Origin of the sequence: Nocardia exalbida NBRC 100660, from assembly GCF_000308575.1 — a bacterium.
GTDB lineage: Bacteria > Actinomycetota > Actinomycetes > Mycobacteriales > Mycobacteriaceae > Nocardia > Nocardia exalbida.
In genome coordinates, this window is sequence record NZ_BAFZ01000153.1 from 1 (window position 1) to 14812 (window position 14812).

Sequence of the window (14812 nt, forward strand, 5' to 3'; positions counted from 1 at the left end):
ACCCCCCGTGGTAGTCGACACCTCAACAGGTGGCGAGCTGGTCGGCGGATCCGCGCTCGAGCGGGCGAGACATCATCGACCTCCACACGGAACCGGTCGTGGCCGACGATGTGTCGTGAATCGGTGTATCGGTAGCGACCAGTGGTGCGGGCTGCCACCCCTCGCCGGGGCCACCGTCCTGCGGCTACTGCGCGATCACGACCAGAAGGCCGCGGTCTCCACGCACGACCCGGTCAGCGGGCCTCGCCAACCTGCCGGTCGTGACACGGGCCGCCCGAGCGCACGACGTTCTCGCGCGCAGACCCGTGGATCAGGCTGCTGCGGTGGAAGCCATCTCGAGTGTCCGGGTGGCGGGGTCGCGTAGCGTGCGGAACAGCAGCCAGCTCAGCACCGGCATGAGTACCAACGGGATGAGGGCGGTCTGCAGACTCGTGGCATCGGCCAGCCACCCGAGCAGGGGGCTGGCCAGCCCACCGATGCTGACGGTGAGTCCGAGTGTGACACCACTGGCGGTGCCGACCCGAGAGGGCAGATAGTCCTGGCCGAGGGTGACCTGCAGCGAGAAGGGCACGTAGAGCCCGATCGAGGTCAGTGCGATAAACACATACACCGCTCGCCCGGGAGTCCACACCACCCCGGCGATCGCGCCCGCGGCCACCAGGTAGGACCAACGCGAGACCAAGACCCGGTCGCAGCGCTCGGCCAGCGACCCACCCAGCAGCGAGCCGATCACCCCGCCCAGGTAGAGCACGAACAGCGCGACTGTGCCGGCGGACGTGCTCCCGCCCAGTCGCTGGCCGATGTAGAGGGAGATGAAGGTGCTCAATCCGACGAAGGCGATCGAGCGGAAGATCACCGCCGCCGACAGGCGCAGGAATGAGGCGGTGTCGTCACGCCCGGAAGGGGCGAACCCGCCGTCCCCGTCTGCCCGGCGCTGCTGCAGGGCGCGCAACACCGGCAGGGTCATCGCCGCCCCCGCGAGCGCGGGCAGTATCAGCAACGGGGTCCAGCCCAGCCCGTCCACCGAGACGGTGGCCGCGACCAGCAGCGGTGCGAGCGCGAAGCCGATGTTGCCGCCGGTGGCGAAGTAGGCCATGTGGGTGTGGCTGCCACCACTGGCCGCGCGCGCGATCCGCGCGGACTCCGGATGGTATGCCGCCACACCGATCCCGGAGACCGCCACGAACATCAGAGTCACTGCATAGGAACCGTTCAGTCCACTGATCGCGATTCCCGCGCCGCCGACCACGGTGGCCACCGGCAGCAGCCACGGCATCGGCCACCGATCGGTCAGCGCACCGAACAGCGGCTGCACCACCGAGGACAGCAGCGAGGCCGCGAGCACGATTCCTGAGGCCGCGGCGTAGGTGTAGTCACGTTCGGCGACGAAGAACGGAACGAGCGCGGCGACCGCACCCTGGTAGACGTCGACGCACGCGTGGCCAGTGGACAGCAGCAGAGTTGAGGTATTTCGTCGCACCAGCCCATGCTCGCTACCAGGCCGTTGTCGCGCTTCCGATAAACTGTCAGGTTGTAATGGAAATCCGCCACCAATCCGCCGCGCCGACTCGCGCCCAGCTCCTGGTCCCCGGCGAACAGATCGACGCCCACCGCCACGACGACCACCAGATCATCTACGCCGGGCACGGAGTGCTGTCCATCAGCACCGACGCCGGTACGTGGGTCGCGCCCGGCACCCACGCCATCTGGGTACCCGCGGGCACCGTGCATGCCCACCGCGCCTACGGCGAACTCGAACTGCACATGCTCGGTCTGCCCGCCACCGACAACCCCTTGCGCCTGGACGCGCCTACCGTTCTCGCCGTGGGCCCGCTGCTGCGGGAGCTGATCATCGCCTACACCCGCGACACCGCCGACACCCCACAAAGGACCCGGCTGCGTGCGGTGCTGCTCGACCAGCTCCACACCAGCCCGCAGCAGCCCTTGCACGTTCCCGCACCCACCGCACCGCTGCTGCGCGCGGTCTGCGACATCCTTCGTGCTGACCCCGCCGACCCTCGCACTCTGGCCGAGCTCGGTCGCGAGGTCGGCGCCAGCGACCGCACTCTGTCGCGGCTGTTCCGCAGCGATCTCGGGCTGACATTCCCCCAGTGGCGCACCCAGCTGCGCCTGCATCACGCGCTGATCCTGCTCGCTCAAAAGACTCCGGTGACCACGGTGGCCCACCGTTGCGGCTGGGCCTCGGCGAGTGCGTTCATCGATACCTTCCGCACGACCTTCGGGCACACCCCCGGCACGCACCTACACCAGTGACCACGACCGTCGGCCGTATTGCATCCACCATTGCAATGCTCTTTCCTGCCCGCCACCGAACGGCAAACGGCAAGGAAGGAGCAATCCTAGGCCCGTGGCCGACCGTCAGGCTGGTGAACCTGCTCAACCTAGTCGAAAACCCGCACAGACATGGTCATTCCATCCACCGGCATCCGTCAGGCCTGGGCGGGATCGCAGATCAGGGTGATGACCGGCACCACGTCCCCGCCGTCGTCGGCATCGATGACGGTCGGCGTCTTCGCGCGCTCGTCGAGCCGTGCGGGCGCGGTGGTTCGTGAGTTCGCAGGCGGTGTGAGCAGCCGCCCTTCGGTGAGGTCGGCCCGGAGCGGCTGGTGGCCGTGGTTCACGCGCGGTCCTTCTCGCGCTAGTCGGGGATGCCGGGATCAGCCGGGCGCGGTGAACCGCTCGGCGGGTTCGCCCCGCAGGTATCCGGCGGGCAGCTTGCGGCCGCACAACACGAGCAGCAGGTCCTGGGCGCGGCCCGACAGCACCGTGCCGGAGCCGTAGCGGAAGTCCAGGTCGTCGGCGCGCAGTTCGATGCCGCCGAGTTTGGCGCCGAACAACTTGGCGGTCCTGGGCTCGATCGTGTCCAGGACCATGCGCATCCGGTCCTCGGGCACCCGGCGGTCCAGCCCCAGCGCCACGGTGATGTCCAGCCCGTGGATCACATCGTGGCTCAACGCGTTGGAAAGCCCGCCGCCCGGCGGCCGCCAGGGGTGATCGACGTTGTCCCACAGCGATTTCAGCAGGTCCGCTGTGCTGAGCGTGGCGGCGTCCACCCGGGCGGTGCGGTCGGCCATGCGGTTGAAGTTGCCGAACGCGGTGAGCATCCCCAGCGTGAATCGCGCGCTCGACAGGCGATACGGCATGGTGATGTGCGCGACTACTTCGCGTACCCGCCAGCCCACGCACAGGGTCGGCGCATCCCAGCTCGCGGCATCCAGCCCGGCCAAGAGTTCGGCGAGTTCCGTCCGTTCCGCCGTCACCGCCCTTCGCACCTGGGTCTCGGTCATTCGTCCACCTCTCTTCGACGAGGGTGATCAAACCCCTCACGCCGTCGAGGCGCCACCCGGCGACGAAAATCGGCGGTCGAGAAGCGGAACGAGGTGCTTTCACATCCCGATGTGCGGGCGCGGACCGGCTGGGAATAGCGGGGAGACGTGGTCAGCCGTAGAGCGCCTGGCGGGCACTCCGATACTCGGCCCTGATCTCTCGTCCGGTAGCGGTGTCCTCCGGTGGCGGAATCTCCGCCACCGAGCACGCAGGCCAGGACGGCGGCCGGGATGCGCCGCTGAGCGCCCATGCCGCTTGCCGGGCAGCGCCGAGCGCGACGTACTCGGCCGGTTCCGGCACCGTCACCGTGACGCCGAAGACTTGCGCGGCGATCGCGGCCACCAGCCGGGAGCGTGCCGCGCCGCCGATGAGCAGCACGCGCCGCGGCGTCATCCCTCCGATCTTGGTGAGGTGGTCGAGCGCGTCGGCAAGATGGCACAGCAGGCCCTCGAAGGCGGCGCGGGCCACCGTGCCGGGGCGCATCGCCTCCGGCCGCAACCCGTGCAGGCTGCCCGTGGCGTGCGGCAGGTTGGGCGTGCGTTCACCGGTGAGATAGGGCAGCAGGACCACGCCGTCCGCGCCCGGCGGCTCCTGCGCGGCCAGCGATTCCAGCGTGGGCAGATCCACGCCGAGCAGATGGGCGGTCGCGGTCAGGATGCGGGCGGCGTTGAGCGTGCAGACCAGCGGCAGGAACGCGCCGGTGGCGTCCGCGAACCCGGCGACCGCACCGGTCGAGTCGGCGGCGGGACGGTCGGTGCGTGCGTAGGCCGTTCCGCTGGTGCCGAGGGAGACCACCACGTCGCCATCGGTGATGCCCAAGCCCAGCGCGGCGCCGGCGTTGTCCCCGGTTCCGGCGGCGACCAGCGCGCCCGACGGTGTGCGTCCTGCGGGCTGATCCGGACCGAGAACCTCGGGCAGGGCCGGGCGACGTCCACGGAAGGCCATGGCGAGCAGGTCTTCGCGATAGCCGCCGTCGGCGGGCGACCAATAGCCGGTGCCGGAGGCATCGCCCCGGTCGGTGGTCGGCGCGAGCATGCGTCCCGGTTCACCGCCCCGTAGCCGCCAGGTCAGATAGTCGTGCGGCAGCACGACGTGCGCGGTGCGGTCGGCGAGTTCGGGCTCGTGGTCGGCCAGCCAGCGCAGTTTGGCGACGGTCGTGCCGGCCACCGGCACGCTGCCGACCGCTTCGGCCCACGCCCGGGGGCCGCCGAGGTCGGCGATCAATTCCTTCGCCGCGTCGGCGGAGCGGACATCGTTCCACAGCAGCGCGTCCCGCACCGGGACGCCCGCCGCGTCCAGAGGGACCAAGCCCTGCTGCTGCCCCGCGACGGCTATCGCGTCGACGTCGTCGAGTAACCCCGCGCTCGCCGTCCGTAGCGCGTCCCACCACGCAGCCGGGGCGACTTCGGTTCCCTCCGGGTGCGGGGCCCGTCCGTGACCGAGAATCTCACCGCTGTCGGCGTCGCAGACGACGACTTTGCACGACTGGGTGGAGCTGTCGACTCCCGCCACCGTCGTCTGGAGCAGACCCATACCGACCACCTTGCCCCTTGTCACCCCGCACCGGAGCATTTCGGGTATTCGGCCGCCGGATCGGGCAGACTGTCGCGGTGAGCATCGACCCCACCGACGTGCGCATCCGCACGGGAGACGGGACGCACCTACCGGAATTGACCGAGGACGCGCTCGGCGACCTGCTCGACGAACCGGCCGGGCCGGAACACGCGATCCTCGAGCTCAGCCGCGCCGACCAGCACGAGATCCGCGCCAAGTTGCTGCCCGACGGCGTCTACGAGCTCGAGCACCGGGCCGGTTCGGCGACGGAGTCCTTCCAGATGTACACCTCCGACCCGGTGCTGGTCCGCGATGTGCTGTGGTCTTGGCTGTCCGGCGATCCGTGGTGGCACGAGTCCGTCGCATGGTTCCCGATCGATCCGGCGATCGCGGAACTGCGCGCCGTGCAGGACGAACTCTCCGGATTGCTCGACGGGCTGAGCGTGATGGACGATCTCACCGCGGGCATGGACGCGGCGCTGGCACGCGCCGACGAACTCCTCGCGCTGGACTTCCCCTCGAATCCGGACGACCCCGATCAGCCCTGATACCACCAAGCGGTGGTCGCCACCTCGGCGTCCTCCAACGGAAGATAGGTCTGCGCGTCCTGCCATCCGAGGGCCTGCACGGTGACGCGCAGTTCGCGTTCGAAACAGATCGGATCGCGCACGTGCCAGCGGTACATGCCGAACCGCTGATCGGGTCGATAGATCTGCTCCGGCGGCAGCACCTGGTGCAGGCCGAGATACGGCGTGGAATACGTCCGATACATCCCGTCGAGGTCGAAGTTCCAGGCGCCGCCGAAATAGTCCTCGGTGCCCGTTCCGCAAATCGTAGGATGCTCGGCGTCCCCGTCGAGGAAGAACTTGACTTCGCCCTCGCCCCACCATCCCGGCGCGCCCGGGCGGATGGCGAGGTAGGTACCGACGTAGCGGCCGGGCCCGGGCACGGTGTCGAGAATCGTGTGCACGGCCGGGCTGCCCAAGCCGGTCGTTCGCATCCACCGCGTGTGCAGATACCCCGCGTCGTCCGGCACGTCCTCTTCGGTGAAGGTCGCCTGGTAGTACACCGGAACCGCACGGCCGCAACGATTCTCCAGTGTGATGCGCGCTCGGTGCCGGAACGGCATGGGCCAGTAGCTGTTCAGGCCGCCCGCGGGCGCGACCACCACCATCTCCGAACTCAGCAGGGCCGTCTCACCCCATCCGTTGCAGAAGAAGTCGCCGAGCGGCGCCTCGATCGCGGGCCGCGGCGCGTCGTCCCAGGTCATCCGCAGTGTCAGTGCGCGAAGGACGGAACGTTCGGTGGTCAGCCAGAAATGCCTGAACACGCCGGGGCCGGAAACGTCGGCCAGCGTGGCGGTCTCCCCGTGGGCGAGCGCGATCGAAGGCGAGATCTTCCATCCCGGGCCCAGCAGCCGGGCCGCGTGCGCTCCGGTGCCGTCGGTCGCCCGCGCGCCCGCGCCGGGCGCTCCCGTCGGGTTCTCGGCGCTGACCGACCGCGTTCGCGTGCCGTCCAGCCGCCACAGTTCTCCGCCCGGCGCGGTCACAATCCCGGCCACCCGTATCGGGGCGCGATGGGCGCGAGCCCGGCCCTGCGCGCGGAGCCCGGCCTGCCGGCCGCGGCCGGTTGCTCGGCGTCGGCTCGCTGGGCGAGTTCCCGGCGAACCCGATCCATGTCGAGCCGCGCGGTGGCGGTCGATGCCACTTCCGCTTCGGTGTCGACCTTGCCGTGCACGATCTGCGGATGCCGCTGCGCGGACGACTCGTACACCGGAGCGAAATGCCGGCACGGCCCGCACCATCCGGCCCACCAATCCACGAGCACGATGGAATGTGATGCGACGACGGAGTCGAAATTGTCCTGGGTCAGAGTGATCGTGGGCATGAAATCCTCGTATCGTTCCGCGAACCGGCTCCGCATCGTCGCATGGGCGTTCAAGAAGACGCACCCGCACGGCGCTGTTCGGCCGCGAGGAAATGCGCGATAGTCGTCGTGCGATCGTAGAGATCCCGGTAGTGCCGGTAGTACTCCTCGTATTTCGCGACGCGTTCGGGACGTGGCAGCACGGTGTCGACCACCGGATTCCACGCGGAGGTGCCGACTCCGGCGGCCTCGGCGGCGAGCAGAGCGTCACCGAGGCTCGCGCCGACGGTCTCGGCGGGCAACTGCTGGGGCAGCCCGGTGACGTCGGAGACGATCCGGGTCCACAGCCCGCCTTTGGTGCCACCGCCCACGGCGACCAACCGCGCCGCCCGCCCACCGGCTTCGGTCATGGCCTCGAGATTGTGCCGCACGCCGTAGGCGATGCCCTCCAGTACCGCGCGGTAGAGCTCGGCCCGACCGTGCCCGAGGGTGAGTCCCGCGACGATGCCACGCGCATCCGGGTCGAACAGGGGAGTGCGCTCACCGGCGAAATAGGGCAGCGCCAGCAGCCCTCTGCTGCCCGCCGGCACGTCCGCGGCCGCGACGACCAGGTCGGCGAACTCGCCGCCCACGAGTTTGCGCAGCCAGTCGGTGACGGCGCCGGAGGTGGCCATACCCGCGGCGAGGGTGTACGTGTCCGGCCAAGTGCCGCAGGTGCCCCAGAGGCCGGGATGCGGACGCGGGTCGGTGAGCACCTGCACCAGGAACATCGTGGTGCCGTACATGATCATCGCGTCGCCCGGAGCGCGGACGCCGACGCTGGCCGCCTCGGCCCAGGCGTCGATGGTGCCGGTCGTGACCGGCAACCCGGCCGGAAGGCCCGTGGCGGCCGCGGCGTCCGCGCTCACCCGGCCCACGATCTCGGTGGGCCAGGCCAGCTCCGGCAGGGTCCAGCCCGGCACGATCCGCTCGGCCCAGTCCGTCGCCCACGCGCGTTCGCGCAGGTCGTACAGCGGTACGCACTGACTGGCCGATTGGTGGTCCAGAACGTACCGGCCGGTGAGCCGGTACACCAGGAAAGAACTCGCCATCAGCAGCAGTTCGGTGCGTGCGGCGACGTCCGGCTCGTGCCGGGCCAGCCACCGCGCCTTCGGGCCGACGGCCTGGCTGGTCAGTGGCGATCCGGCGCGGTCGAGCACGGCCCGCGCGCCGAATTCCTCGTTCAGCTCGTTGATCTCGGCCCCGGCCCTGGTGTCGACACCGTAGAGGATGGCAGGGCGCAGCGGCCTGCCCCGGGCGTCGGCGGGCAGCAGGCACGGACCGATGCCGGATACCGCCAGACCGTCGAGCGTGGCGCCGTCGGCCGCCGCCACCAGGTCGCGGGCGAGTGCGACGAAGTCGGCCCACCACACCGTCTCAGCGTCGTGCTCGACCCAGCCGGGGTGCGGCATGGAAACCTCGTGCGCCCGCTCGGCCCTGGCGAGAATCGTGCCGCGGGCATCGGTGAGCACGCCTTTGGAACTCGCGGTACCGATGTCGATGCCGAGGAACATCGTCACCGCGTGAACTCGTCCACCGTGACGTCGAGCAACTCGCACGTCGCGCGGACGGCCGCCCGGTGGTCGCCGGGCACCGCGTGGATGTGGTTGGCGCCGAAGCGGTTCAGGAAGTCCTCGGCGCGCGCGTCCAGCCGGGCGAACGCGTGCGGCCACTCCCGGGTCGACTGGTTCATCAGCGCCTCGTTGGTCTGCTGGTCGTAGTGCTCGAACTCGCCGAGCATCAGCTGCATGCGGTAGTCGCCGTCGAGACGGGTCAGCCGCGCGAGGGTCATCCGGCCCGGAGCGGCCAGATGGTGCACCGAGGCGCCGCCCGCGGGAAAGAAGAAGACCTCCGGATACAGGTGCACCTTCGCCAGGTTCTCGGCGGGATCGGCGCTGCGCGCGGCGAACCAGGTGGCGTGCTGGCCGGAATTGCAGAGGTCCCAGATGTCGCGATCTGCGTGATAGTGCCGGACGTCGGCGAACAGCACCGGGGTGCCCGCGATCCGCTTGAGCAGTTGCATGGTCAGCGCACCGTCCATATCCGCCTCGGTGGCGCAGACGTGCGGTTCCTTCGGACCGTTCCAGTCGTAGGGATCGTTGAGGAACGCCTCGGTGACGTCCATGGTGGCGAAATACTGGGTGAGTTCGGGCTGCCCCTTGATGCCCGAGAAGTCCAGCCGCCATTCGGCGATCAATTCGCGTACCGCCAGATAGGACCGGATCTGGCGTTCCAGTAGTTGCGGGGTGAGCTTCGCCCCGTCGTAGTGCACGCCCGCGGTGTGCCGCTCCAGCCACTCGCGTGCGGCCCGCGCCTCGCCCACGTCGGCCAATTCGGCGCGCCGCACGATCTCCCACTGATCTATTTCCTCGACGTCGATGCCGAACTGCCGCTGCCACTGATCGGTATTGGCGACCGCGGTGTTCATGCCCATCGGCCGCCCGCCGAAACGCCCGAATGTCGAACCGCGCAAGCCCGATACGGCGGCCGCGGCCCGCGCCCGCACGCCGATGGCCTCGACGAGTTCGGGATCGGACGGATCACCCCACAGCCTGCTGTGCCTGCGCCCGACCTGATCCAGTGCGCCGCCCGCGGCGAGCATGCCGACCATCCCGGGCTGCACCGGGTCGATATTCGACAGCAGCAGCAGCGGCCCTGCGATGGCGCCCGCCGCGAGCATGGTGAAATGCGGGAACGCCCAGACGGCATAGTGCAGGACGGTCAGATCGACGCCCGCCGCCGCGACGGTGCGCGCCACCGACGTAGCCAGCGCGTTGTCGCTGATCGGCGCCGCGCCGCGCACCACATCGTGTCCCGCCGCCGCCAGCGCGGCAACCAGGCGATCCTCGGTGGTGGCGATGAAATCGGCGATGCCCGCATGCACATAGTCGCGGCCATCGGAAACACTGATAACGCCGATACGGGCCATGCCGGTCCCTCCCGTAGGTGGGGTGATCGGAGAGTTCGACTCGATCAACAGATACCAGCCGCGACCGAGCCCGGAGCGCCTTTCGCCGAATTCGCGCTCGGGCCCGTGCGTCGGACCGCTTAGCGCGGAACCGTTTTGACCACGCGCGACTGCGGAAAGTCGAGCGGCGCCAGATGGACGCCGCCCCGGCCCCAGCCCGCACTGGTGATCCACCAGCGGCCGTCCGCGCCGATCACTTCGGCGGCGTGCGCCGCGATGTGGCCGACCTTGTCTCCGATGCGGAAGCGGAAAGGGCTGTCACTGCGGAAGACGTCGGTGCCGACGTAATGCGGGCGCGGGCCGATGAACAGGTACCACCATCCGTCGTGGCGCAGGACGTAAGGCGATTCGGTGTTGCCCGCCTCGGTGCCTTTGGTCGGGTCCGTGTACGCGATGTGGCGCTCACCCCAATGCACGAGGTCGGTACTGGTGCGATAGGCGACGACATGGTGACCGCCCGCCGGGGCGCTGGTCGCGCAGTAATACATCACCCATTGGTCGCCCACGCGCACCACCATCGGGTCGCGAGCGTCGTATCCGTCGCGGAACAGCGGGCCCGCGGGCGATCGGGTCCATCGGGAGAGATCGCGCGACGTCGCCAGGTTCATCGCCGCGGCGGTGCGGTCGGCTCCGCCCGCCGCGTAGAACATGTAGTACCGCTCGTGGGCGCCGACTACGTAAGGCGCCCACAGATGCGTTTCGCCGTAGTTCCGATCCACCAGCAACGCACGGTCGCGCGTGGTCCACGGCCCGTGCAGCCGGTCCGCGGTGGCGTGGGCGAACTCGGTCTCGTCGAACGGGTCGGCGGGTTCCGGGTGGGTGATGCCGAAGAGGTGCCAGCGCCCGGCGTCGTCGCGGACGATCGTGTGATCGTTGATGTACCAGGCTTCCGATTCGCCGACGCCCGGGTCGTAGATCCGCGCGAAAGCTCCCGCCCGGACCACCTCCCGTGTCGTCATAGGTTCATGATGCCGCCGCGGTAGACGTCCCTGTGCGGTATCGGTCCGATGGAACCCGGCTGCTCGATGCTCCGGCAGCCGAGATCCGTGTGATGACGCTATGACTTTCCCGCGGGGCGGTCAGGCGCGGACGCCGACGCTGCGCCGCAGGTATTCCGCGGTCAGCGACCGGTCGTCCGCCAGCAGGGCCGCCGGGGTCCCGGCGAAAACTATTTCGCCGCCGTGCTTTCCGCCGTCCGGTCCGAGATCGATCACCCAGTCGGCCCTGGCGACGACGTCGAGATCGTGTTCGATGACGATCACCGTGTTGCCCGCGTCGACCAGCCGGTCCAGCAGTCCGACCAGCGTGTCGACGTCGGCCATGTGCAGTCCGGTGGTCGGCTCGTCGAGCACATAGATACCGGCTCCGGTGCGTCGCTGGAGATGATCGGCCAGCTTGATGCGCTGGCGCTCACCGCCGGACAGCGACGTGAGCGCGCGGCCGAGGGTGAGATAGCCGAGACCGACGTCGAGCAGAGCCCGCAACGGCGTGAGCACGCGCCGGTCTCCGTCTTCGGCCCAGAATTCCAGCGCCTCCTCGGCGGGCATCTCCAGGACGTCGGCGATCGACGCCCCGCGGATCGCGTAGGCGAGCGCTTCCTGGCGATACCTGCGTCCGTGGCAGGCCCGGCACACCGTGGTGACCGGATCCATGTACGCCAGGTCGGTGAAGATCACTCCCGCGCCATCGCATTCGCCGCAGGCGCCGTCGGAGTTGAAACTGAACAAGCCCGGCCGCACACCGTGCCGCTTGGCGAACAGCTGACGCAGCGGGTCCATGATGCCGAGAAAGGTGGCCGGGCTGGAGCGCCGGGAGGCGGCGATCGCGGTTTGGTCCACCGCGATGACCTGCGGATGCGCGGCGACGAACGCGCCGGAAACCAGTGTGCTCTTCCCGGAACCCGCCACGCCGGTCACCGCCGTGAGCACGCCCGTCGGAAACCGCGCGGTGAGGCTCTTCAGGTTGTAGGCGTCGGCATCGGTGACGGTCAGCCATCCCGTCGGCTCGCGGACGTCGTCCTTCACCCGCCGCGCCCGGCGCAATCCCGCACCGGTCGCCGTCGGCGCGGTCCGGAGCTGATCGACCGTGCCCTGGAACACGACCCGCCCGCCGCGCGAACCGGCCCCCGGCCCCATGTCGACCACATGGTCGGCGACGTCGATGACGTCGGGGGAGTGCTCCACCACCAGGACGGTGTTCCCCTTGTCGCGCAGCCGGCTCAGCAGAGTGTTCAGCCGCCCCACGTCGCGCGGATGCATGCCGACGCTGGGCTCGTCGAAGATGTAGGTCATACCGGTGAGGCTGGAGCCCAGATGCCGGACCACCTTCAGGCGCTGCGCCTCGCCGCCGGAGAGGGTCGAGGTCTCCCGATCGAGCGACAGGTAGCCGAGCCCGACCTCCTCGATCCGGCGCAATCGCCCGATGGCCGCCCGCGCGATCGGCCGAGCCACCGGATCGTCCAGTCCCGCGAGCACCTCGATGAGATCGGTGATCTCCAGCCTGCCGTAGTCGGCGATGCCGAGGCCATCGATCCGGCTCGCCAGCGCGGCGGCGTTGAGCCGGGCGCCCCCGCAATCCGGGCAGATCTCCTCGGTGACCACGGCGCGGGCGGCCGCGCGATTCCTGTCCGACAGCGCGGTGAGATCGCGCTTGATGTAGAGGCGGTCGAACCGCTCCAGCAGACCCTCGTAGGCGTTGTTCCCCGCGGATCCGTTCCGGTTCTTGCGCGGCACCCGGAACCCCTTGCCGTGCAGGAACAACTGCCACTCCTCCGTCGTGAAGTCCCGCAGTGGCTTGTCCGGGTCGAACAGTCCCGACTCGGCGTAGAGCTGCCATTGGAAGGATCCGACCGCGAACGGACCGAAGGTGATGGCTCCCTCGTTCAGCGACTTGCCGGTATCGATGAGCTTGCCCAGATCCGGGCGCACCACATGACCCAGACCGCCGCACGCGGGGCACATGCCCAGCGGGTCGTTGAACGAATAGCGCGTCGCCTCGCCCGCGCTCGGCACGCTGTGCCGGGAGAACAGCACGCGGATGATCGACTGGATATCTGTCATGGTCCCCACGGTGGAACGGGAATTGCCGCCGATCGGCTTCTGATCGACGACGACGGCGGGCGCGAGATTGTCGATCGCGTCGGCCTCGGGCCGCTCGTACTTGGGCAGCCGGTTGCGAATGAACCAGGTGAAGGTCTCGTTGAGCTGCCGCTGCGATTCGACCGCCACGGTCCCGAAGACGATCGATGACTTCCCCGAACCGGAGACGCCGGTGAAGACCACGATCTTGCCCTTGGGGATCGTCAGCGACACGTCCCGGAGGTTGTTCTCCCTTGCCCCGACGATGCTGATGGTGTCTCGATGAGCATGCACGAGCCTCACGCTAGGAGCCGATGAGGTCAGGTTCTGTCCTCCTTCCCGGCCATACTGGAACCCGTGACCCAGACCGCCGCGCGCCTGCTCCAGCTGCTGTCGCTGCTGCAAACCCGCCGCGAATGGAGCGGTCCGGAGCTGGCCGCGCGGCTCGGGGTCACCGTGCGGACGGTGCGCCGCGATGTGGAGCGCCTGCGCGAGCTGGAATATCCCGTGGTCGCCTCCCTCGGCGCGATAGGCGGATACCGCCTGGAAGCGGGCGCCGCGCTGCCGCCGCTACTAATCGACGACGAGGAGGCGGTCGCGATCACCCTCGGGCTGCGTGGCGCGGCGCAGGGCGCGATCGCGGGTATCGAGGAGTCGGCTGCCCGCGCCCTGGTGAAACTGCAGCAGGTGCTGCCGTCGCGATTGCGCCGCCGGGTCGACGCGATAGACACCACCACCGTCTCGCTCGGCGGGCCCCCGGCCGGTCCGATGGTCGATCCGGAGGTGCTCGTCGCCTTGGCCGCCGCCGCGCGCGACGGCGAACGGATCCGCTTCCGCTACCGGGACAAGGCCGACGCGGAAACCGGCCGCCTCACCGAACCGCACAGTCTGGTCTCCGCCGGTCGCCGCTGGTACCTGGTCGCATGGGACGTCGATCGCGCGGATTGGCGCACCTTCCGGGTGGATCGGCTGACGTCTCCGCAGCCCACCGGAATACGGTGCGCGGCGCGAGCGCTGCCCGCCGAGGACGCGGCGACCTTCGTCACCAGCCAATTGGCTCACACCAGGCCGGTCCGCCGAGTGGTCCTGCGCGTGCACGCGGGTGCCGAGACCCTCGCCGAGGCGTTCCGCGTGCGCGCGGAGGAGATCGAACCGCTGGATGCGCACACCTGCCTGTTGCGCACCTCGGCCGATTCCATGGAGTGGACCGCACTGCGCATCGCCCACCTGAATCTGGACTTCGAGGTCGTCGAACCCCCCGAGATGAGAGATCTCCTCGCCGACCTCGGCGCGAAATTGCTTCGTGCGGCTGCCATCCCGCAATGAGTGGCAGCACGTCCGCCGGACGAATAATCACCTGACCTGCATCGAGAGCGGCACTACGGTGCTGCGCACGACGCTTTCACCAGAAGACCGCTTCGAGATCAACGACCTCATGGCCAAGCACGGTCACCTCACCACGTCACCAATGTCCTCATCGCCCAGAACGACGCGGGCATGGTCGTGGTGCGGTCCAAGGGAATCGGCATCAAGGCCGACAGCGGTTGCGGGAGCGTGACATACGAAGACGTCGTGGTGCGGGAATCCGCCGGATGGCGGATCTCCTACCGCAAGGTCGTGCCGCGTCGAGCTCCCTTGGGCGGCTGATCGGGGATTGCCGTACGAGCAATCGAAACGATCTTGTCGTGGCCTGAATCACATTTGTGTCATTCCGCCGGGCGCACGCCCACCGGCGCGCCTCTGACCTGCGAAAAGACGCGCTGGACAGGCGATTTGACGTAGCGTTTTCCGCCGCGTAACTTTATCCGAGTCAGAGCGACACGGACACCGACCCGGAGCCGAGAAGCAAGGCGGAGACGCCGAGCGGATGGACTGGGAAACGAGGTAGGACGAGGAGCGCCTGGCCATCACATGGCTCGAACGGGAGCCCGATTTTGATCGGGTGAACGAATGGGCTAAG

The 14812-nt window shown here is 69.2% G+C and carries 14 protein-coding genes; 4 read left to right on the plus strand and 10 right to left on the minus strand.

What is annotated here, in order from left to right:
- Positions 1 to 310 precede the first annotated feature (310 nt).
- Positions 311 to 1480: an MFS transporter gene (locus ON29_RS29960; protein WP_040871480.1), complete on the minus strand. Its 1170-nt coding sequence runs from the start codon at positions 1478 to 1480 to the stop codon at positions 311 to 313.
- Positions 1481 to 1536: 56 nt separating this feature from the next.
- Between ON29_RS29960 and ON29_RS29965 the strand changes: the two genes are divergently transcribed.
- Positions 1537 to 2274, plus strand: a complete 738-nt coding sequence (locus ON29_RS29965; protein ID WP_040871481.1) for an AraC family transcriptional regulator — start codon at positions 1537 to 1539, stop codon at positions 2272 to 2274.
- A 176-nt stretch (positions 2275 to 2450) separates the two neighbouring features.
- Here the strand turns inward: ON29_RS29965 and ON29_RS29970 are convergent, their stop codons facing one another.
- The 3 genes from ON29_RS29970 to xylB all read right to left on the minus strand — a co-directional run bounded on the left by ON29_RS29970 (position 2451) and on the right by xylB (position 4881).
- Positions 2451 to 2642 (minus strand): hypothetical protein, encoded by a 192-nt coding sequence (locus ON29_RS29970; protein WP_040871483.1) that lies wholly within the window; start codon positions 2640 to 2642, stop codon positions 2451 to 2453.
- Positions 2643 to 2678: 36 nt separating this feature from the next.
- Positions 2679 to 3308 carry a maleylpyruvate isomerase family mycothiol-dependent enzyme gene (locus ON29_RS29975; protein WP_051175752.1) on the minus strand — a complete coding sequence of 210 codons (630 nt, stop codon included), beginning with the start codon at positions 3306 to 3308 and terminating at the stop codon, positions 2679 to 2681.
- Between the two features lie 151 nt (positions 3309 to 3459).
- Positions 3460 to 4881, minus strand: coding sequence for a xylulokinase (gene xylB / locus ON29_RS29980; RefSeq protein WP_040871484.1), 1422 nt, complete (start codon positions 4879 to 4881; stop codon positions 3460 to 3462).
- A gap of 77 nt (positions 4882 to 4958) precedes the next feature.
- Between xylB and ON29_RS29985 the strand changes: the two genes are divergently transcribed.
- Complete coding sequence (locus ON29_RS29985) at positions 4959 to 5450, plus strand: hypothetical protein (protein ID WP_040871485.1); 492 nt, start codon at positions 4959 to 4961, stop codon at positions 5448 to 5450.
- Here ON29_RS29985 and ON29_RS29990 read toward each other — a convergent pair.
- From ON29_RS29990 to ON29_RS30015, 6 genes are all read right to left on the minus strand, one after another.
- Positions 5441 to 6451 (minus strand): glycoside hydrolase family 172 protein, encoded by a 1011-nt coding sequence (locus ON29_RS29990; RefSeq protein WP_051175753.1) that lies wholly within the window; start codon positions 6449 to 6451, stop codon positions 5441 to 5443. The two genes, ON29_RS29985 and ON29_RS29990, sit on opposite strands and share 10 nt — an antisense overlap.
- The gene (locus ON29_RS29995; protein ID WP_040871500.1) at positions 6448 to 6789 is read right to left on the minus strand and encodes a thioredoxin family protein; all 342 of its coding nucleotides are present in this window, start codon (positions 6787 to 6789) and stop codon (positions 6448 to 6450) included. Before ON29_RS29995 ends, ON29_RS29990 begins: the two co-directional genes overlap by 4 nt.
- A gap of 50 nt (positions 6790 to 6839) precedes the next feature.
- Complete coding sequence (locus tag ON29_RS30000; protein WP_040871486.1) at positions 6840 to 8321, minus strand: FGGY-family carbohydrate kinase; 1482 nt, start codon at positions 8319 to 8321, stop codon at positions 6840 to 6842.
- A 2-nt stretch (positions 8322 to 8323) separates the two neighbouring features.
- A complete protein-coding gene (locus tag ON29_RS30005; RefSeq protein WP_040871487.1) occupies positions 8324 to 9736 on the minus strand; it encodes an L-fucose/L-arabinose isomerase family protein in 1413 nt (470 codons plus the stop codon).
- Between the two features lie 119 nt (positions 9737 to 9855).
- Positions 9856 to 10734 (minus strand): glycoside hydrolase family protein, encoded by an 879-nt coding sequence (locus ON29_RS30010; RefSeq protein WP_040871492.1) that lies wholly within the window; start codon positions 10732 to 10734, stop codon positions 9856 to 9858.
- Positions 10735 to 10854: 120 nt separating this feature from the next.
- Positions 10855 to 13146: an excinuclease ABC subunit UvrA gene (locus tag ON29_RS30015; protein ID WP_040871494.1), complete on the minus strand. Its 2292-nt coding sequence runs from the start codon at positions 13144 to 13146 to the stop codon at positions 10855 to 10857.
- Between the two features lie 63 nt (positions 13147 to 13209).
- Here ON29_RS30015 and ON29_RS30020 point away from each other — a divergent pair, with 63 nt between their 5' ends.
- Both ON29_RS30020 and ON29_RS36200 read left to right on the plus strand, forming a co-directional pair.
- A complete protein-coding gene (locus tag ON29_RS30020) occupies positions 13210 to 14178 on the plus strand; it encodes a helix-turn-helix transcriptional regulator (RefSeq protein WP_040871495.1) in 969 nt (322 codons plus the stop codon).
- Positions 14179 to 14349: 171 nt separating this feature from the next.
- On the plus strand, positions 14350 to 14499 hold the full coding sequence (locus tag ON29_RS36200; protein WP_157172945.1) for a hypothetical protein: 150 nt from the start codon (positions 14350 to 14352) through the stop codon (positions 14497 to 14499).
- The last annotated feature ends 313 nt before the right edge of the window (positions 14500 to 14812 follow it).